The organism is Parabacteroides sp. AF17-3 (assembly GCF_003635445.1).
In the GTDB taxonomy this organism is placed as follows: Bacteria; Bacteroidota; Bacteroidia; order Bacteroidales; family Tannerellaceae; genus Parabacteroides; species Parabacteroides goldsteinii.
Genome location: NZ_QTMM01000014.1, coordinates 113,921 through 134,734, shown reverse-complemented (window position 1 = coordinate 134,734; position 20,814 = coordinate 113,921). Strand labels below are relative to the sequence as shown.

Annotated in this window: 11 protein-coding genes; 10 read left to right on the top strand and 1 reads right to left on the bottom strand. The window is 43.3% G+C overall.

The genetic code is table 11. The features are described from left to right. Positions 1-84 precede the first annotated feature (84 nt). The 3 genes from DWW91_RS18580 (at position 85) to DWW91_RS18570 (ending at position 5,648) form a co-directional block, all read left to right on the top strand. Positions 85-1,992, top strand: coding sequence for an FAD-dependent oxidoreductase (locus DWW91_RS18580; RefSeq protein WP_122328624.1), 1,908 nt, complete (start codon positions 85-87; stop codon positions 1,990-1,992). A 16-nt stretch (positions 1,993-2,008) separates the two neighbouring features. Continuing rightward, the gene (locus tag DWW91_RS18575) at positions 2,009-3,868 is read left to right on the top strand and encodes an FAD-dependent oxidoreductase (protein ID WP_122328573.1); all 1,860 of its coding nucleotides are present in this window, start codon (positions 2,009-2,011) and stop codon (positions 3,866-3,868) included. A 112-nt stretch (positions 3,869-3,980) separates the two neighbouring features. Then, positions 3,981-5,648: a glycoside hydrolase family protein gene (locus tag DWW91_RS18570; protein WP_122328572.1), complete on the top strand. Its 1,668-nt coding sequence runs from the start codon at positions 3,981-3,983 to the stop codon at positions 5,646-5,648. A gap of 569 nt (positions 5,649-6,217) precedes the next feature. Here DWW91_RS18570 and DWW91_RS18565 read toward each other — a convergent pair. Then, positions 6,218-6,778 carry an RNA polymerase sigma factor gene (locus DWW91_RS18565; RefSeq protein ID WP_007658175.1) on the bottom strand — a complete coding sequence of 187 codons (561 nt, stop codon included), beginning with the start codon at positions 6,776-6,778 and terminating at the stop codon, positions 6,218-6,220. Positions 6,779-7,437: 659 nt separating this feature from the next. Between DWW91_RS18565 and DWW91_RS18560 the strand changes: the two genes are divergently transcribed. From DWW91_RS18560 to DWW91_RS18530, 7 genes are all read left to right on the top strand, one after another. Further along, positions 7,438-8,322 (top strand): FecR family protein, encoded by an 885-nt coding sequence (locus tag DWW91_RS18560; RefSeq protein ID WP_122328571.1) that lies wholly within the window; start codon positions 7,438-7,440, stop codon positions 8,320-8,322. A 211-nt stretch (positions 8,323-8,533) separates the two neighbouring features. Further along, positions 8,534-11,902 (top strand): TonB-dependent receptor, encoded by a 3,369-nt coding sequence (locus tag DWW91_RS18555; protein WP_224265478.1) that lies wholly within the window; start codon positions 8,534-8,536, stop codon positions 11,900-11,902. Between the two features lie 22 nt (positions 11,903-11,924). Further along, positions 11,925-13,784, top strand: a complete 1,860-nt coding sequence (locus tag DWW91_RS18550) for a RagB/SusD family nutrient uptake outer membrane protein (protein ID WP_122328570.1) — start codon at positions 11,925-11,927, stop codon at positions 13,782-13,784. A gap of 30 nt (positions 13,785-13,814) precedes the next feature. Further along, positions 13,815-14,303, top strand: coding sequence for a hypothetical protein (locus DWW91_RS18545; protein ID WP_007658170.1), 489 nt, complete (start codon positions 13,815-13,817; stop codon positions 14,301-14,303). A 99-nt stretch (positions 14,304-14,402) separates the two neighbouring features. Beyond that, positions 14,403-15,908, top strand: a complete 1,506-nt coding sequence (locus tag DWW91_RS18540; RefSeq protein WP_233584524.1) for an endo-alpha-N-acetylgalactosaminidase family protein — start codon at positions 14,403-14,405, stop codon at positions 15,906-15,908. Positions 15,909-15,928: 20 nt separating this feature from the next. Beyond that, complete coding sequence (locus DWW91_RS18535; protein ID WP_122328569.1) at positions 15,929-18,973, top strand: glycoside hydrolase domain-containing protein; 3,045 nt, start codon at positions 15,929-15,931, stop codon at positions 18,971-18,973. A 40-nt stretch (positions 18,974-19,013) separates the two neighbouring features. After that, positions 19,014-20,738 carry an endo-alpha-N-acetylgalactosaminidase family protein gene (locus tag DWW91_RS18530; RefSeq protein ID WP_122328568.1) on the top strand — a complete coding sequence of 575 codons (1,725 nt, stop codon included), beginning with the start codon at positions 19,014-19,016 and terminating at the stop codon, positions 20,736-20,738. Positions 20,739-20,814 lie beyond the last annotated feature (76 nt).

The window sequence follows — 20,814 nt, the reverse complement described above, 5'->3', positions numbered from 1 at the left end:
ACGAGTAAAGTATCTCCTTCATGGGGGAGATACTTTATTTCTTATACAAAATCCGAATCATAATAACAGTAAATGAAGATTTTTATGAAACAATGGTGGATTATAATATTATTAATAACGGTCTGTCCTTTGAAAGCGGATAATATTTTGATAGAAGCAGAAAGCTTTGATAAAAAAGGAGGATGGGTACTGGATAATCAATCCATGGGGCAAATGGGATCTCCTTATCTGCTGGCACATGGACTAGGTGTTCCGGTAGAAAATGCTTCAACGGTAATCCAGGTTCGGAAGGCAGGGAAATATCGTGTATGGGTTAGGACCAGGGATTGGGTGAAACAATGGAATAAAACTGGTTCTCCCGGACGTTTTGAAGTCTTATTAAACGGAAAAGCACTGGACGCTACCTTTGGGACGGAAAAAGCCTCTTGGCATTGGCAGGATGGCGGGACAATTATGTTGAAAGTTGGTGATAATCGTTTGGAACTTCAGGATTTGACTGGTTTTGATGGCCGGTGCGATGCTATTTTTCTCAGCTCTGAATTGGATTTATTTCCTCCGGATGAGGGGAAGCTGTTAGCAGTTTTCCGTCGGGAAATGTTGGGTTTACCTGTTGAGCCGGAAGACGGGGGAGAGTATGACCTGGTTGTTATTGGTGGTGGTATTGCCGGATGTTGTGCTGCTCTCAGTGCTGCCCGTCTCGGTTGTAAGGTTGCCCTGATACAAAACCGTCCGGTTTTAGGAGGCAACAATAGTTCGGAAGTCAGAGTCGGACTTTCCGGTTTGATTGCCCAGCAACCTTATACGAACCTGGGATACCTGGTAGATGAACTTGGAGGTGTCGGACATTGGAATGCCTGGGAAGCAAAGAGGGATTCGCTGTCTGTCAGGAGCAGACAGATTTTTGGAATATTACAGCGGCATCCGGAAAAGAAAATCCATAATGCAGGTCCGGCAACTAATTATGAAGATGAAAAGAAGTTGTCTTTGTTGCTAAGTCAGGAAAACCTGAGCCTATTTTTAAATATGCAGGTTTTTGATGTCAAAAAAGAAGGAAATAAAATCATTTCTGTTGTAGGACAGGATATTATGTCAGGAAAAGAGTATATCTTTAAGGGCAAATTATTTTCAGATTGCACTGGTGACGGTGAAGTCGGTTTTTTGGCAGGTGCGGACTTTCGTATGGGGCGGGAAAGTAAAGAGGAGACAGGTGAACCCAGGGCTCCTTTAAAAGCCGATCAGTTGGTAATGGGGACGTCTGTACAATGGTATACGGAAGATACTCCTGAGGTTTCAGTCTTTCCCGATTGTCCGTGGGCTATCCGGTTCAATGAGGAGACATGTATTCCGGGATTTCGAGGTGACTGGGATTGGGAGGCAGGTCTTGATAGAGATCAGATTACGGAAATAGAATATATTCGTGATCATGCCCTCCGGGCAGTCTACGGAAACTGGGCATTTCTGAAAAATGAAAGTAAGAGGAAAGAAGAGTTTGCCGGAAAGAAATTGGCATGGGTGGCTTATATCGGCGGAAAACGCGAATCCCGCCGTCTGTTGGGTGATATAATCTTACGTGAGCAGGATTTGCTGGAGAAGGTCCCTTACGAAGATGCGACCTTTACTACCACCTGGGGTGTCGACCTGCATTATCCTAAACCGATTGCAGGAATGGAAGAAGAGCCTTTTCTTTCCTATTGTGATGTGCAGGAAATAGAACCTTATCCCGTTCCGTATCGTTGTCTGTATTCAAGGAATATCGACAATCTGTTTATGGCCGGCCGGAATATCAGTGTGACTCATGTCGCATTGGGTACTGTACGGGTGATGAGAACCGGAGGGATGATGGGAGAAGTTGTCGGGATGGCCGCCTCTCTGTGCAGGAAGCATCAGACCTTGCCGAGGGGAGTGTATGAAAAATATTTACCGGATTTACAAGTGTTGATGAGCCGGGGTGTTGGTAAATCAGGCTTTCCGGAAGCAGGAAAATTAGACTAATGTAAATATATTTATCATGAAAGCATTAATAACATTATTACTATTATTGAGTTTAGGTACGGTAAGAGCCGCCGACCTTTTCGTTGAAGCTGAAAATTTCAGTAACAAAGGAGGCTGGGTAGTCGACCAGCAGTTTATGGATCTGATGGGATCGCCGTATTTGCTAGCCCATGGTATGGGTGAACCGGTGGATGATGCTTATACTGAAGTTACTTTTCCTGAAAAGGGGGAGTATTATGTATATGTCCGTACATATAACTGGACTTCTCCTTGGAAAAAAGGAGAAGGGCCCGGTAAATTCAGCTTGTCGGTAGGAGGTAAAAAGCTGGCGTCACCGTTAGGAACCGAAGGTACAGCCTGGATGTGGCAGGCTGCCGGTAAGGTGTCGGTGAAAAATCTCAGGACAGTGGTCAAGCTGCATGATCTGACAGGTTTTGACGGTCGTTGCGATGCTATTTATTTTACTACGGAAGAGGGGCGGATACCTCCGTCCGATATGAAACAACTGGAAGCCTTCCGCCGGAAAGCGCTGGGTTTTCCGGATGAAGCGCCGTTGGCGGGACAGTATGACCTGGTTGTTGTCGGAGCCGGTATTGCCGGGATGAGTGCCGCTGTATCGGCTGCCCGTTTAGGATGCAAAGTTGCTTTGATTAACGACCGTCCGGTGATTGGAGGTAATAATAGTTCGGAGATTCGTGTCCATTTGGGAGGACGTATCGAAGAAGGCGTCTATAAGGAGTTGGGAGGTTTACAAAAGGAATTCGGTCCGGAAAAGGGAGGAAATGCCCAACCTGCGGAAAACTACGAAGACCAGAAAAAACTGGATTGGCTGGCAAATGAAAAGAATGTGACTCTTTTCCTGAACTATCGTGCAATCGGCGTGACAAAAGATGGTAATAAAATAACATCCGTTACAGCCCGGCATATCGAAAGTGGTAAAGAACAGAAGTTTGAAGCCCCTCTCTTTTCAGATTGTACGGGAGACGGAACAATAGGCTATCTGGCCGGAGCCGATTTCCGTATGGGACGTGAAGCCAAGAGTGAATTCGGAGAAAGTATCGCTCCCGAAAAGGCCGATAAGATGACAATGGGTGCTTCCGTTCAATGGTATTCCGTAGACAATGGAAGAAGCTCGTCTTTTCCGGATTTCAGTTACGGCGTGGAGTTCAATGATAAGAATTGCGAGAAAGTCCTGATGGGTGAATGGACCTGGGAGACCGGAATGAACCTGGATCAGATTAAAGATTTTGAACGTATTCGTGACTATGGCATGCTGGTCGTTTATTCCAATTGGAGTTACCTGAAGAATCAGATGAAAGAGAATACTCAGTATCGCAACCGTAAACTGGGCTGGGTAGCCTATGTGGCAGGCAAACGGGAATCCCGTCGTTTGATGGGGGACTATATTCTGAAAGAAGATGACATTACAAAAAATGTCACCCATGAAGATGCTTCTTTTGCTACGACCTGGAGTATTGATCTGCATTGGCAGGATCCTGCAAACAGCGCCCATTTTCCGGGAAATGAATTTAAGGCGGTAACGAAACATATCCTGATCCATCCGTATCCGGTTCCTTATCGTTGTCTTTATTCCCGCAATATAGATAACCTGTTTATGGCCGGGCGTAATATCAGTGTTACGCATGTTGCACTGGGTACGGTCCGTGTGATGCGTACGACAGGGATGATGGGCGAGGTTGTCGGTATGGCCGCCTCTTTATGCAAGAAATACGGAGTGGAACCCCGCAAGGTGTACCAGTCTTATCTGGAAGAACTCAAAGTGCTGATGAAAGAGGGGGTAAATAAAAAAGGATTACCCAATAACCAGCGTTATAATGAAGGAGGAATATTAAAAGAAAAGCCTGTCGTTAAATAATATCCGGTTGAAAACTACGCAAACCTTTGCGTAGTTTTTTTTCGTATAAGCCGCAGCACTCAATATATAAAAGTTATACATTTGAAGCATTAAAAGCTTAATTCTTAATACAATGAAACTCTATTCTTTATTATTGTGTGCGTCAGCTGCCTGTTGGTTCGGTATGCAGGATATAAATGCCCAGATCACCGAAAGACCTCGTCCCGTCGAATGGGATCACCTGGTTGAAGGCGCCCGGTTTATAGACCGTTTTCTTCCGATGCCGGCGGGAAAACTGAGCAGTGATGTCTGGGGAGCCAAAGATGTCGTTCCACGTTATGTCGATAACGGTATCGAAGACGATATTCGTTCCTATTGGGGAGGGAATATCCTGCTGGGAGAAGATAACCAATATCATTTATACGTTTGCGGCTGGCCGGAGAACTCTCCGAAAGGACATATGTTCTGGCCCAATTCGACAGTTTACCATGCCGTATGTAAAAATTCGGTAGGTCCTTTCATAATAAAAGATACGATAGGTCCGGGACATAATCCGGAAGCCTTCCGGTTAAAAGACGGACGTGTTGTTGTTTATGTAATCGACGGATATTATATTTCCGATGGCCTGAACGGTCCGTGGACTCGTAAGAAGTTTGATTTTGATAAACGCGACCGCCGTATCATAGAAGGTCTTTCCAACCTGACTTTCGCTCAACGGGAAGACGGTTCCTATCTGATGGTTTGCCGTGGAGGTGGTGTATGGATCAGCCAGACCGGGCTTTCGCCTTACAACCAGATTTCCGATAAGCGGGCTTATCCTCCGGTAAAAGGGGAGTTTGAAGACCCTGTTGTCTGGCGTGACCACGTTCAATACCACCTGATTGTGAATGATTGGTTGGGACGTATCGCTTTTTATCAACGCTCGAAAGATGGTATCAATTGGATAACCGATCCGGGAGAGGCTTACCAGCCGGGAGTCTCTTTCCATGAAGATGGAAAAGTGGAGAACTGGTTTAAATATGAACGAATCAAAATCTTTCAGGATAAGTATGGCCGTGCTATCCAGGCAAATTTCGCTGTTATCGACACATTGAAAAACGAAGATTTGCCAAACGATAACCACAGTTCCAAAAACATCAGCATCCCCCTGAATCCGGGTGTATTGCTGACTGTTCTCGATACGAAACCGATTACGGAGAAGACAAAGACTATTCGTGTTAAGATTGCAGCCGAAGAAGGATTTAATCCGCAAACGGATATCGACCTGAACTCTCTTCGTTTCGGTGCATCTACGGAGGTGAATTATGGTAAAGGTTGTAAAGTGCTCAGTACGAAGAATGAAGGAAAAGACCTGGTCGTTACTTTCGATGCGAAAGGAAATGGTATAACCGCAGAAGAATTTGCGCCCAAATTATTAGGGAAAACAACTTCCGGCAAATTACTTTTCGGATATGCCCGTTTGCCCTGGGTGAGTTATAATGATCCGATCCTTTCTGCCCGGATGCCGATCGTGTCACCAGATAGTCAGGATATGAATGTTGTGGTAGAGAATTTCGGTCAGGTGGCATCCAAACCTGCTGTCCTGAAACTGGATTTATTACAGGATGGAAACAGGAAAGAAGTGGGACAGGCAAAGTTATCTTCTCTGAATCCTTATGGTAAGACGAATGTGTCATTACCCGGTAAAATGAAGTTTGAGAAAGGAAAAGCATACGATTTTGTGCTTACTATCCGGACAAAGGATAATGTAATCTCTACTTTCAGTTATCACTGCGAACCGATTGACAAAATGTTATATTAAGTGTCTTGTAGATAAGCTGTACGAAGGGAGAGCTGACTCGGTCTTTTTTTAAGCGATTGTAGTGCTGATGTTTGTGTTCGATATGTTATGTGAATGGTCGGATGGTTGTCGTAAAGACGGTGTATTGTGTATGGTTGCTATCAAAAAGATCTCCATATGGGTTCTTTGTGTGATTTGAGATAGTTGGAAAATGTGTGATATGTATATCGTTTTAGAATACATGATATGTTTTAAAGCATATGTTTTAGCTCTTTTTTAATCGGTGGAACAAGGCTTTTTTTGCTAATTTAACAAGATTTGACTTGTTGGTGGCTGAAAATTTGACTGCAATAAAAAAATATTTCGTTTTAAATGGAGTTTATATTCGTTTTAAACGAAATATTTTTTGCGTGTAGCGAAGAGTAATTTCGATAATAGACAAAGGTTGTGTTAATAAGTGTGTATTTTTATTTTCTGGAAGGAGAATATTGGAAGATATGTGTGTTACTGATAATTCTTGTTTTGTATCATAATATCTATAAAAAAGTGTTATTTGTGACACAGTGATATTTCTGAAATGAAAGGGATTCTTACCTTTTTTTCTTTAGGTAAGCATGAATTTTTTTGTAGGCAGTAGCAATATGTGCCTCCACTGTCTTTTGTGAGATATCCAAAAGGGTTGCTATTTCCTTTTGTTTGAGTTTATCCGAAAGAAACAATCTAAAAACTTCTTTACATTTTTCAGGTAATGAATGGATCGCTTTTTGTATAAGTTCCTGTTGTTCCTGAGCCAGTAATTTTGATTCAGGGTTATTATTATCGGCTATTAATTCGATATGATACAATTCCAAAGGTACTTTTTCCGGCTCGTTCGTTCTCCGTATGTAATGTAATGCCTGATGTTTTACGGAGGTATACAGGTAACTTTCAATATTATCTATTTTATCCAGCGTCTCCCTTTTTTTCCATATAATAAAGAATACGTCGGATACCGCTTCTTCAGCCTGCTCTTTAGACGCCAGGTAATAGAAAGCATGATGGAACAGTTGCTGATAGTACGTGTCGAAAAGCAGACGAAAGGCTTTTTCGTCCCCTTTAGTGATTTTATCAATCAAGGATGATTTTGTGTATCCACTTATTTTGAATTTCATACGTACTGCGTTCTGTGGTTTATCTCGATACTAAAGAAAAAGCAGTTTTTACCGGAGTAAATATACGGCTTTTCTTTTACGTGTAGTTTGTTCTCTGTGTTTTTAATGAAATAAATAGAAGAGTAAAGTTTCTGTAATTCAGTGGAATATATATAATGAATTCGTGATGGACATTTGCTTTTCATAAGGTGAACCTGTTTGTTTATCCGGAAATTCCCTGTCCGGATTGAACATAAAGAAAGCGTGGGAATTGCTGAATATACCTAAATACGAGGTTCTAGACTACCTTATAGACGATATAAACAACATACCCACGCTCTTTATTTGATATATAGGTACACCCATGGGTATACGTACGTATATAACAAGATAAAGAACATGAGCGTTTGTTGTCTACTATCCGTCTATAATGAAATTGTCTAGATTTCGTATTTAGGATAATATCATTAACGCTTATGTTTTTAACATGTGAATGTGCCGCAACGCTATGCTTTTTAAGCACGAAACAAATGTAGATAAAAAAGCCGAAAGGTGTATATCCATAGGTATAATTTTCTGCCCTTTTTATTAAAATGTTAAAAATGAAATTCTTTATTAGGGTTTTTTCCGGAAGCTGTCATCTATATAAGTGAACAGGATAATTATCATAATTAAAAAAGATGTCGGATATAAAAAGTAGAAAAGACGAAGAGATTACAGGACGCATTCGGTTTAAACCGGTTAAAACAGAACCGGATGTTGTCTACGAAAAACTATGGCAGCGGGTAATGAATTCGGATGCGATCATAATGGGCGTTTCTTCTGTATGGAAATATGCGTCGATTGCTGCTTCGGTTGCATTGCTGGTCGTTTCTTCTTTCTTATATAAGATGTATTTGGAACCGAGGCCGTTGGCTTATCTGGAGGTTACTTCCATGACAGGCTCAAAGACACAGGTTTTGTTGCCGGATAGTACTGTTGTCTGGTTAAATGGAAATTCACATATCCGTTATCCGGAAGTGTTTGATAGTGAAACAAGACAAATAGAACTGACGGGTGAAGCGTTCTTTGATGTGACTGAGAATAAAGAGAAGCCTTTTATTGTAAACCTGGATGGCATGCATGTGAGAGTTTTGGGAACGGAATTCAATATCTGGGCAGATCCGGATTCAGATTTGATCGAAACAACATTGGTTGAAGGCTCGGTTGCATTATATAATGATACAAACAGTACCTCGTTACCTGATAAGATTTTGGTTCCGGGTGAACAGGCACTGTTTGATAAGCAGAGTGGAAGTATCGAAGTACGTCCGGTAAGGACTTCTTCTTATACTTCATGGATGACAGGTGACTTCTTTTTCGAAAAAATCACATTCGGAGAGATCCTCAGAGTGCTGGAACGTTCTTTTAGTGTGAAGTTTCATTTGAAAAACGAATCCATAAAAGATGTATTCCTGACAGCACAATTTACGCATAAGGAGTCGCTGGAGGAAATTTTGTCTATCCTTCAAATCTCTATGAGATATAAATTTGAGATAAAGGATAGGGATGTGTATATCAGATAAATGATTGTTGAACCTTAAAAATTAATTGAAGACCATGAACAGTACGTAAGACGGTAAAAAAATTGGGAATGCTACCAACATCCCCAATTTATGCTCTAAGCGCAGATCATTTAAGTAAACGGCAACTACCAATTGCCATAAATAATCAACTAGATTTTGCAAATGTATGAATAAACATTTAATTAGAGTGTTTCATGGGGCAAAAAGCTCTATGAATGAGGGAAATATTTCTCATAAAACACGCGATCAAGTTTTAAAAGTAACGAAATTAGCCTTATTGTTCCTCATTGTCAGTTTATGGGAAGCCACAGCCGCATTGTCCTATTCTCAGGTAACAAAATTGAACCTTGAAATGAATGGAACGATCCTTCAGGTATTAAATTCTATAGAGAATCAGTCAGAGTTTACCTTCGTGTATAAACTGAATGAGGTAAACCTGGATGAGAAAGTATCCGTCGATCTGAAGAACAAATCTATAGATGAAGTATTGGAAGTCCTGCTCCGTAATAAATCGTTGGGATATAAAATAACGGACAGACATATTGTATTATTCAAAAAAGAAGAAGTAAAGCAACAGTCACAACCTACTACGATTGTTACCGGAACGATCGTAGATGACTTCGGCGAACCTGTTATCGGTGCCAATGTCCTGGTTAAGGATCAGGCGGGTATAGGTACAACGACCGATATGAACGGTAAATTTTCTCTGGACCTGAAAGATATCAAGTCACCGGTTCTAGTCATTTCTTTTATCGGTTATACCACGCAGGAAGTGGTTGTCGGTAATAAAACGACATTGAATATTACACTAAAGGAAGACTCGAAAGCGCTGGAGGAAGTTGTTGTGATTGGTTATGGTACCAACTCAAAACGTAACCTTACTTCGGCGGTGTCTACTGTGAATACGGAGAAAATGAAAAACGTGCCGGTAGCCAATGTTACAGATGCATTGGCTGGGCGTGCCACAGGTTTGATCGTTACTTCGGCTGGTGGTGGTTTGAATAAACAGTCTACTGTCTCTATTCGTGGTGGCGGAACACCTATTGTTGTTATCGATGGATTTGTTTCTGAGTATAATGACTTTGTTAATTTAAACTCAGACGATATCGAATCGATGTCTATTTTGAAGGATGCCGCTGCTGCTGCTGTATACGGACAACGTGCCGGAAATGGCGTATTGGTGGTAAAAACGAAGAACGGTTTGAAAGGGCTTCGTGTAGATTATAGTTTTAACCAGAGTTGGAGTGAACCGACCTATTTGGAAAAGAAACTGGATTCATACGAACGGGCATCATTCGACAATACAGTACGTAATCTGTATGGCCTGGAACCTCGCTGGACGGATGAGGAAATAGAAAAATATCGTACAGGATCTGATCCGTATAATTATCCGAATACGGACTGGCAAAAGATAATGCTACGTAATTTAACTCCGGAAACAAAGCATTCACTGGCTGTACGTGGTGGTTCGGAATTTAATAAGTATTATGTTTCTTTTCAGGCATACGACCAGAAGTCGATGTACAAAGCCGATACGGAATGGTTTAAAAGATACAATGTCAGAATGAATGAAGTATCGGAGTTTAAGGATCTGGGATTGAAACTGACATTTGGTTTGGATGGTTATATTTCGACTATGCAAACTCCACGTTCCCAATATTCAACCGGCTACTGGCAAACCTGGGGGCATATCCAGAATCAGGGACCTATGGGATTAGCATATAATAAAGACGGCCAGATCTATGTAGGGTACGACAATCCTGTTGCTGAAGTATCTTCTGAATCCGGTTATTTTAAGTTTGATAACAAGATGATTACCGGTCTTTTTAATGCTGAATGGAATGTATATGGTGTGGAAGGACTGAAGGTAAAAGTGGGAGGTAATTACCGTTATGGAATGTATGATACCAAAGAATGGAACAAGACTGCTCCCCAATATGATTTAGAGGGAAATAAAGGGCCGGATTTTCCTGTTAGCTTGCAATATACAACTTCCAACAATCGTATGTGGACAATGCAGTACTTTGTAGATTACAATCGTTCCTTTTTGGACGAAACGCATAACGTGTCAGCCACATTAGGATATGAACAAAGTTACGCTTTTGGACGAGGTTTTGATGCCAAACGTAAAAATTATATTTTTATGATCGACCAAATGGGGGCCGGTCCTTCTGATACGATGGAGAACGGTGGTAGTGAATGGGAGAGAGGTAGTGCCGGTTTAGTGGCCAGGGCTTCTTATAATTATAAGAAAAAATATTATATTGAAGGGTCCTTGCGTCATGATGGAAGTGACTTGTTCCCAAAAGATCGTCGCTGGGGTAATTTCTTTTCCGGTTCTGCAGCCTGGGCTGTGTCGGAAGAAGGTTTTTTTCAACCGTTGAAGGAACGTAATATATTGAATTTCTTGAAACTTCGCGCCAGTTATGGTCAGGTCGGGATGGCCGATGTCAGTAGGTTTAGTTATTTGACATCTTATGGTTTGACAGAACGTGGTTATGTAATTGATGGTAAAATTGTTCCGACTTTTAGTGAAGGTAATTTGATTAGTGATGACATAACTTGGTATACGATTAATTCTACGGATATTGGTTTCGATTTTAATACTTTAGGCGAACGTTTATCCGGTAGTTTCGACTACTTCTATATGAAAACAACCGGTTATCTGACATCTCCGTCTAATGTAGGGTATGCTGATCCATTGGGATTATCTCTTCCGAAAGTTAAATCAAATGGTGAACATCGCCGTGCCGGTTATGAATTTAATCTCTCCTGGAAAGACCACGTGGGTGATTTCAATTATGAGGTGGGTGCTAACTTTACTTATTTTGACCAGCTTGTAGCTGTAGCCTGGGATGAAGATTTAGCGAATCAAAAAAATCCATATCTAAGACAGGTTCAACAAACGGGATATTATGGTACGGGTTATACCAATCTGGGATATTATCAAAATTCGGATCAGACATTGAATTTACCTCGTCGCGACGGTTCTTCCAATCTGGTTGCCGGTGATATCATTTATAAAGATATGAATGGTGACGGATTTATTGATGGTGCCGACCAGTGGCGTATCGGAAAAAACAGCTTTCCGCGCGGAAACTATGGTATATATGCCAATCTTTCCTATAAAGGATTTTCTGCCAATATCTTATTCCAGGGGGCAACTTCACGTGACATGTATATTGAAGATGTGGTACGTGGACAATCAACCGGCGGTTATACAATGGTGTATCCTTATCAGTTGGATTATTGGATGCCGGATAATACGGATGCTAAATTTCCGAGAATAGCAATGAACTCGAGTGTAAATGGAAATAATAACTATGTTACCTCCGACTTTTGGCTGGTCAACGGACGCTATATTCGTTTGAAATCACTTCAGTTAGGTTACGATTTCCGTTCAGTCTTATTGAAGAACATTAAATGGCTTTATAAATGTCAGGTAGTGTTAAGCGGTCAGAACTTATTTACGATTTCACCTGCTACGAAATATGGCTTTGACCCGGAAAATGGTAGTACAAATAACTATGATTATCCGATGCAACGTGTATATGCCATTAGTTTGAACCTTGGATTTTAATCATTAAATAAAGAATAGACTTATGAAACTAAAGAATATAGTATCATTGGCATCCTTGTCACTTTTACTGGGAGTAGCTTCTTGTAATGTGTTGGATACTCAACCTTTTGAAACGTATGATGAAGCAACCGTATGGGGATCTAAATCGACAGCTGATGCTTTTGTTACCGGAACGATAAGTAATGTGATGTATGGTTATGTGAACGGAAACCAGACTACTTGGGAAGAACGTACGGGTAATGCTGTTCATTCTAACGGAGGAATAGGTTTCGTTCGTGAACAGATAGACCGGTACAGCGATGATGGAGGATTAGGGGATTTCGGGAATATTCGTCGCTGTAATCTGATTATCGAGAAAGCAGCTGAATATACGGGGCAAGGTCTTTCGGATGCAGATTCTAAAGACCTGATAGCGAAAGGCAAGTTATTGCGTGCATTACTTTATTATCGTCAGGCCCGTACGATGGGGCGTTTTGTATGGGTCGATCGTGTGTTGGCTCCGGCTGATACGGCCAGTAATGGAATGATGATGCCTACTACAAAAACAACAACTGAAAGTTATACTTATATATTGAACGATTTGGATGCTGCCATTCCTGATTTACCTACTTCTGTAAAAGCAGGGGAATTGTCTCGTAATATGGCTTATGCCTTTAAATCGGAAATAGCTCTACAGGCAGCCGCTTACGAAACAGATGTTGCAAAAAAGAAAGAATGGCTGAAAGCATCCATTGCTGCGGCTGATGCTGTGGAAGGTGCTTCTTTAGGAAGTAATTACGGGAATATCTTCAATGAAAAAGATCCTTATTCCAGTGAGATCATTTTTGCTATCTATCGGGATAAGGCAAATACGAATACGGATGCCATAGCACCGCTACAGAATGTGATGCCCAATACCAATAATGATAACCTGGTAAAGAATGGCTGCGGTCCGTTGTTCCAGACAAATGGCGGACAACCTTTTATCGGTTGGTTATGGTGGGCCCCTACACAAAATTTAGTAGACGGTTACGAAGTGATCGATGAGGCGACCGGACAAGGTGTGGTTTGGAGCGAATCGACTCAGTTTAAGAATAATGTAACGCTTGTCCAGGGGGCGGCCCCTGATTGGGCGATCGATCAGGAAAAGGCAGAAGTATTGTTTTATGGAAATACGAAAGGAGATAAGCCTATCAACGAGATTATGTATAGTAACCGTGATGCCCGTTTTTATGATACTTTCGTGTATGATGGGACGACCTGGTGGAATGAAGATATTCATTTAACCGTGAATGGTAACTTGTGGCGTAAGGTAAATGGTGGCTTAGGTCCTCATATGGGATTAACTAATTATTACTGGCGCAAAGGCGTATATAATGTAGAACCTCGTGTTTTGGCCGGAACCCCGACCGATTATCATTATGTGGTAACCCGTTACGGTCGCGTCCTGCTGAATAAAGCTGAAGCGATCTTGTGGTTGGCAGGAATGGGAGAGGGTAACTATGCCGATGCTGTAGCTATCTGTAACCAGACTCGTACTGTTCATGGTAAATTACCGGCTAAACAGGTTAATAATTTGCAGGAAGCCTGGAACTTCTACAAACAGGAACGCCGTTGCGAACTGCCGATGGAGAACGATTATTACTGGACTCTGTTACGCTGGGGTAAACACGGAGGATATGCCAATAACGGCGTAGCACCGGGTGGTAAGATTGTCGGATTTACGGAAATACCTACTTATGTAGAGATTACAAATGATCGTAAATCATTCTATGTCGGTAAAGTGACCCACGGTGACAATGATATTCGTGAATTCCGTGAAGACCGTCGTTATCTGCTTCCTATCCCACAGGGACAGATCGACCGTAATGCTAATTTAGGTCCCCAGAATCCGGGTTGGTAATAGATGATTAATCATTAATATAAATGAAGTATGAAAAAGAATATGATAAAACTGGTGAAGAATAGTCTGTTGTTAATGCTTGTTTTAGTATGCTCTTCATGTCTGAAAGGCAATTTGGAGGATCTACCTGCATTCGAGGAAGCGAACATCACCGATGTGAAGTTTGACTTCCGCTATAAAGATCCGACCGATGAATGGATCAACGGTGAGCCGATTGTAAAAGTCGTAACCTTGACGGTCGGTGATAAGGTAATCAATACGGAAGCCGGAACGATCACTTGTACGGTTACGGTTCCTGCGGCCGACGGTCCTTTTACCGAAGCGATTCGCAATACGGTAGCACTGACTAATCTTGTGGGGAAATTCAATCTTTCTACGGCTGCGGTTATAGCTCCGCAGGACGGAGCTCCGACATTAGGTACTCCCGGTGATTTTTCTACTACACGCAGATATGTGGTGACAGCTGCTAATGGTACGAAAAAAGATTGGACAATTCAAGTTACTGCTTTAAATAAGTAACTATATTTATACCCTTAGATCTGAAATCCTGAGGCTGTCCGTGTCTCCATATAGATCGGACAGCCTTTTCTATAATGTACTAATGTAAAAATGAAGAAGATGATGAAAACTCATTTTTGGTTCTTGTGTTTTGTATGTTTGTTCGTTAACCATTCATTATTTTCCCAGGGAATTTCGAACGAATCCTGGCGGAATATCACCGGAGAGAAATACGACTGGACGAAAACGATGCGTCCCGAACAACCTTATATGCATCCGTACCATCAGATGCAAGTAATGAAGATCATGTTGTCTTATCCGGATGAAAAGGGAGACCCAGTGCTTTGTTATACCTTCGAGCAGGTCTTGTCTTTGGTTAAACAGATGGATGCTGTAACGAGAGGACTTCCGAAGACATTGTATCTGGTCGGATGGCAATATAACGGGCATGACGATAAGTATCCTGCCTGGTTTGAAGTGAATAATCACTTGAAAAGGGAATGCGATGCCACCGGACGTGAATCATTGTTGTGGCTGGCGAAAGAAGCGAGGAAATATAATACTTATATTAGCGTCCATGTGAATATGACGGATGCATATGAGGACAGTCCCCTTTGGGAAGAATATTTGTCCAAAGGTTTTATTTCCCGGAATACGGATGGAACACCGATGCAGATTGGAGTTTGGAATAACCGTAAAGCCTATCAGGTCTGTTATAAGAACGAGTGGGAGAGCGGCTATGCAGTAAAGAGGATTGATGCTTTGTTGGAACTATTGCCTTTTATTCAGGAAGCCGGATCGATTATGATAGATGCTTTCTTTGTGCGTGACAATCCTTATGAAAAGATTTCGTGGGCGGAAGAAGAAAACTATCAGCGAAGAATATTCCGGTATTTCAGAAGTAGAGGTATTGATGTAACCCATGAGAGTTTTAACCGCTTGCGGGAAGGAAAAGACTTGTTTATCGGTGTAAGTCCGTGGTATTTGTGGTTTGAAGCGACTGAAAGCGATTATATGAAATATCCGGCTTACATGACAACCGGCGGTGCTTCTTATCTTTTTGCCAAGCAATTTCCTGATCTGACCAAAGAACAGCTCCAACTGGGCTTTCTGTTTGGTATGAGCGGACGCGGTGAAGATTGTTTCGGTAATTTGGAAAACGGATCTTTGCCCGATGTCAACTGGATAGATAAATACCGTTACCAGTTCTATACGGGAACGCTGCCCTATGTTTACCTGAACCGTTACAAGCGGGAAAAGTTGGTAGGGAAAGGCGGAAATCGTGTCGTTTACTACAACGACGATCTGGTTGTTTCGCTGAAAGATTCTACCATCATCCACCATGGACGGGTGTTGAGGGACAAGGATGACCTTTTCATGCCGGTCCTTTGGCGTGGCGAACGGGAATATATGGCCTACTCTGTAAAAGGGTATACCGGCAAGTCTTGGCAATTGCCACCCGACTGGTCGGACGTGCAAAGCGTGGATATTTATAAGATAACACCTTCCGGTATCTTTTATAAAAGCAGTGAAGTATGTGCCGACGGATGTGTCCGCCTGTCGCTCGAGCCGGATGAAGCAGTATCGGTAATCCCTTCTACCGGGCGTAATAAATCTGGTTTTTAATATCTTAAAATTCTAACTTCATGAAACATTTATTATTGTATGCATTATTTGTCTATATAGGGATTGGTTGTTGCCGGGATACAGCACTGGCACCCTACACGTATGCAGTGGCTGAGACTCCGTGGAACGAAGCTCTGGGTAACCATCGTGCCGTACTGGCGGTTGACGCTCCGGCTGAAGCGGTCAAGCTATCCTTCGACTGGCGGCGCCCCGATAAGGAGGTGGAGAACCGTCGTTTTCTGATTGTCGATGCAGAGACGGGAGATACGATCCCCAACATCCAGCGACTGGAAGTCAATAACGAACAATGTGAGCTTCTGTTTGGCCCTGTCAAAAAGAAAGGCACTTATTTCTTTTATTACCTGCCTTACCTGGTACAGGAAGGATATGGTAATTATCACCGGGGATATTATCCGAAGGAAGAGGCACCTGACCGGCAATGGCTGGCCGTTACGTCGTCCGGATCTTCTGCCGGGCAACTTCCGGAAGCTACGATCGTCCGTGTAGAATCGCGTACGCAGTTCGACAGTTTCTATCCGATGGAAGTTGCAGCTTCGGCCAGTGAGAAAGAGAGTTACCGGCAAGCCAATCCCGGACACTTTCTCGTCTTCCCGGAAGATCGCTCATTGCCTATACGTATGAAAACAGATGTTCCTTATAAATGGTTGCAAAGTCCATTGCAAACGTCGTTTACCGGGAAAGCCCAACCGAACGAATATTACACCTTCCAGTTAGGTGTGTGGGCTGCAAAAGACGAATTGAAGAGTGTTACTTATGAAACATCCGGCTTGAAAAGTGGAAACAACCTGATTCCGGCGGAAGCGATTACTTGCTTCAATATAAATGGAGTAAATCCGAAAGGAAAAACGTTTACCAAAAAGGTGAGTGTAGCTCCGGATGCCGTTCAACCATTATGGTTCGGGGTGGATCTGAAAGCAGACCAACCCAGTGGTACGTATAAAGGCATCGTTACTTTAAAAGATGAAACAGGATATGCTGTTCCTGTAGAAATAGAACTGAAAGTGTCCGGTAAAATGCTGGCAGACCGTGGCGATGGCGAACTTTGGCGTCATAGCCGTCTGCGCTGGCTCAACTCAACCCGGGGAATCAGTGACAAACCGACCGAAGGCTACACGGCCATGTCGTTGACCGACAACCGTGTTTCCTGCCTGGGGCGTGAGGTGTCTTTCGACAGGCAGACCGCCCTGCCGTCGTCTATCGACTCGTGGGGACAGGAAGTGTTGGCTTCTCCCGTGCGCTTTGTCATCCGTACAGCTTCGGGAGAAAAGAAGCTGTACGGGACGATCGATCTGACGGGGCGATCCGAAGGAAAAATATCGGGTGCCTGGAAGGCGGAAGACGATGACTTGGCACTGGCTTGTACGGGCACGATGGAATTTGACGGCTGGATGAACTATGTCTATACCATCACTCCTAAAAAAGAGTTGCAGATTGAAGACATCCGTCTTGAGATACCGATGAAAAGCGAAGCCTCCTCTTATTTCATGGGATTTGGTTTGCCTGGGCAGGAAACCCCGGCTAATTATTCCGGAGGATGGGATAATCAAGGAAAGACGGTACACGATTTTGCCGTTTCCATCCCGACCAACAAAGGAGCTTCGTGGCTGTGGCCTTTCGACAGTTTTTGGTGTGGTTCCGAAAAAGCTGGTATCCATTGCGAACTGCGCGGGGCTAGTTATACCGGTCCGCTGTTGAATCTTTATCGTCCGGCTTATCCCGAAAGCTGGTATAACAACGGCAAAGGCGGTTTCCGTATCAACCGTAACGGTAACCTGACAACGGCGACGGCATACAGCGGCGCGCGTACTCTCAAAACCGGCGAAGACTTGACGTTCGATTTTTCTTTGTTGCTCACCCCGGTAAAGAAAGTAAATAGCCGCAGCCAGTTTACCAACCGGTATTACCATAATGGGGGTACTCCCAGACCGGAGGCCAAAGATGTGGAGACGGGTATAAAGATCATCAACGTACATCATGCCAACGACCTGAATCCGTTCATTAATTACCCGTTCATGACAGCCGATTCCATCAAGGCTTTTGCGGATGAATGGCATGGCAAGGGTTGTAAGGTGAAATTGTATTATACCATCCGCGAGTTGACCAATGTTGTCCCGGAAATCTGGGCATTGCGCAGCTTGGGCGATGAAATCTTGCAAGGCGGTAACGGGGGCGGTTTCCCTTGGTGTCGCGAACATTATGTGACCGATTATACTCCTCAGTGGTACCAGCATTTTGATAAAGGAGAGAAAAGAGGTGTCATTGCCGATGCATCTGTCTTGACGGCTACAGGCGATTCACGTTGGTACAATTACTATGTGGAAGGATTGGCATGGTTAGTGCAGTATACCGGCATCGATGGGTTGTATCTGGATGATGTCGCTTTCGGCCGTGACATGCTGAAACGGATGCGTCATGCGATGGAAGAGGTGAAGCCGGGTTGTATTATCGACTTGCATTCGAATACTGGTTTCTCACGTGGACCGGCTACCCAGTATACAGAGTACTTCCCTTACGTGGACAAGGTATGGTTTGGCGAAAGTTTCATGTATAACGAAATGTCTCCGGCAAACTGGCTGGTAGAAGTCTCCGGTCTTCCTTTCGGCTTAATGGGGGATATGTTGCATGGTGGAGGTAACCAATGGTTAGGAATGCAATATGGCATGACGAATCGTTTGCCTTGGTATACTGAAGGTGTTGTTGGTAATCCGCGGCATGTTTGGAAGCTGTGGGATGAATTCGGGATCATGGATGCGCAGATGATCGGCTTCTGGGAAAAGAATCCGGCTGTGACCGTTTCGGATAAAGATGTGAAAGTAACGACGTACGTGAATAAAGGCAAGACACTGCTGTCGATCGGTAATTATTCCAGTACGAAGAAGCAGGTTAAACTGAATATCGACTGGAAACAATTAGGCCTGAATCCGTCGTCTGTCCGTATGCAGGCTCCGGATATTACCGATTTTCAGAAAGCACGGGAGTTTACGCCGACCGATCTGATTCCGGTCGATCCGAAACGCGGATGGCTGATCCTTTTGAGTGAATGACTATTATTTTGCACCCGATTCATAAAGTTTGAATTTTATCATGAAAATATCTTTGTATGTACTTACAATTCTGTTTTGTCTGTCTTGTTGTACACAGAACAAACTAGAGGAGATCTCTATCCAATTGGATAAAGAAACTCTGAATCCGGTACGTAATCCCGGGGAAAAGGGAACCCTTCGTGTTACCGGTCATTATTCTAATGGAAAGACATCCGATCTCTCCTTATCCGATATCGCTTTATCCGTACGTACAGTCAGTGCCAGTGGAAATGTCGAGGTTGTCGCTTTATCCGGTGATCAGTTAATCCCGAAGGATGGCGGACTGGCTGAAGTGACTGCCGTCTATCAGAAAGACGGTGCCACTTATCAGGCGAAAAAGAGAGTCGTTGTTGCCCCTTATTATCGTGATTACCACCAGACCCTGGTGTTGAAACTTTTTATGGGGTACGATGGCGAACTGAATGAACCTGATCCGAACAACGTGATTTTCCAAAAAGAAGACCCGTCATGCCTTTGTACATTCGCTCAGGCGCTCGATGTGGTGAAACGAGTGGATAATCTGACACGCGGTATCCCGAAGATCATTTACCTGGTCGGTTGGCAGCGTGGTGGTCATGATCATCTTTATCCCGACTGGAGCGTCGTCAACCCTAAGCTGAAACGCGAAGAAGATGCTACAGCTCTCGAAAGTCTCCGCTGGCTGATCCGTGAAGCACGTGCTTATAATACGACTATCAGTCTGCACATCAATATGGTCGATGCTTTCGAGGAAAGTCCTCTTTGGGATACTTATATCAAAAATGATATTATTGCACGTGATGTCAATGGAAACCTGAAATCCATCTGGGAATATGTCAAAGGACATAGAGCTTATCATCTGAGCTATACGAAAGAGTGGGAGAAAGGCTTCGCCAAAAAACGTATCGACAACCTGATCGGGATGGTTCCCGAACTAAAGGAAGGCCATACCATTCATATCGACGCTTTTATGGCTTACTGGCAACCGGAAAACCGTCCGTTAAGTCCTTGGCATGCCAAACCGGAGAACGGAGGGATTGATATGTATAAAGAGGTAGAAACACAGCGGAAGATATTTAAATACTGGCGCGAAAAAGGGTTCGATGTTACCGGTGAAGGTATTTTCTGGGCTCATCCGGCGGGAGAAGGTTTTGTCGGTTTGCAACCTATGTCGTGGTGGTTTCCGGCGGATATAAACTTCCAGATGGAAGTCCCCGAACGGTTATCGGCAAGGGGACGGACACATCGGGACGGACAAGGTGATTTTCGTTTCGGTTCCAGTATGCAAGGTGAAGAGATTTTTCAGAAAGACAAGGATAATCTTCCCGGTTTCCTGTCTCAGTTCTGTACGATGACGTTGCCCTGGTATTATCTGAGTCGTCTCGAACGTGTTGCTTTTATCGATGACGCGTTGTATTACAGTGATGGTGTCGTAGCCCGTGTGGAAGATGGAAAGAAGATCATCCGCAAAGGCGATTTTATCCTGCGTGAAAACGACAACCTGTTCGTCCCCGCTCTTTGGAACGAGAACGAGATCATCGCCTATTCCGCAGAAGGCTACAATAACCGCAGCTGGCGGATGCCGGAAGGTTGGGAAAAAGTCAGCTCAGTGGATATATATTCCATAACTATGAATGGTTCGACATTGAAACAATCCGCAGTGCCGGTAAAGAATGGCCTTCTTATGCTGACGTTGGAGAAAGAGGAAGCGGTTTCGATTGTTCCGGCAGGGATACCGTTACATTAATTCTATAAAAATAATCCTTGGATTATTGCAGAATGATTCAAGGATTATTACTTTTGTAAAATCAAATAAATCAGTA

Excerpts from the sequence above, each read along its gene's own strand:
- DWW91_RS18570 (WP_122328572.1), top strand. The coding sequence starts at position 3,981 with ATGAAACTCTATTCTTTATTATTGTGTGCGTCAGCTGCCTGTTGGTTC.
- DWW91_RS18565 (WP_007658175.1), bottom strand. The coding sequence starts at position 6,778 with ATGAAATTCAAAATAAGTGGATACACAAAATCATCCTTGATTGATAAA.
- DWW91_RS18555 (WP_224265478.1), top strand. The coding sequence starts at position 8,534 with ATGAATGAGGGAAATATTTCTCATAAAACACGCGATCAAGTTTTAAAA.
- DWW91_RS18550 (WP_122328570.1), top strand. The coding sequence starts at position 11,925 with ATGAAACTAAAGAATATAGTATCATTGGCATCCTTGTCACTTTTACTG.
- DWW91_RS18535 (WP_122328569.1), top strand. The coding sequence starts at position 15,929 with ATGAAACATTTATTATTGTATGCATTATTTGTCTATATAGGGATTGGT.
- DWW91_RS18530 (WP_122328568.1), top strand. The coding sequence starts at position 19,014 with ATGAAAATATCTTTGTATGTACTTACAATTCTGTTTTGTCTGTCTTGT.
- DWW91_RS18580 (WP_122328624.1), top strand. The coding sequence starts at position 85 with ATGAAACAATGGTGGATTATAATATTATTAATAACGGTCTGTCCTTTG.
- DWW91_RS18575 (WP_122328573.1), top strand. The coding sequence starts at position 2,009 with ATGAAAGCATTAATAACATTATTACTATTATTGAGTTTAGGTACGGTA.
- DWW91_RS18540 (WP_233584524.1), top strand. The coding sequence starts at position 14,403 with ATGATGAAAACTCATTTTTGGTTCTTGTGTTTTGTATGTTTGTTCGTT.
- DWW91_RS18545 (WP_007658170.1), top strand. The coding sequence starts at position 13,815 with ATGAAAAAGAATATGATAAAACTGGTGAAGAATAGTCTGTTGTTAATG.
- DWW91_RS18560 (WP_122328571.1), top strand. The coding sequence starts at position 7,438 with ATGTCGGATATAAAAAGTAGAAAAGACGAAGAGATTACAGGACGCATT.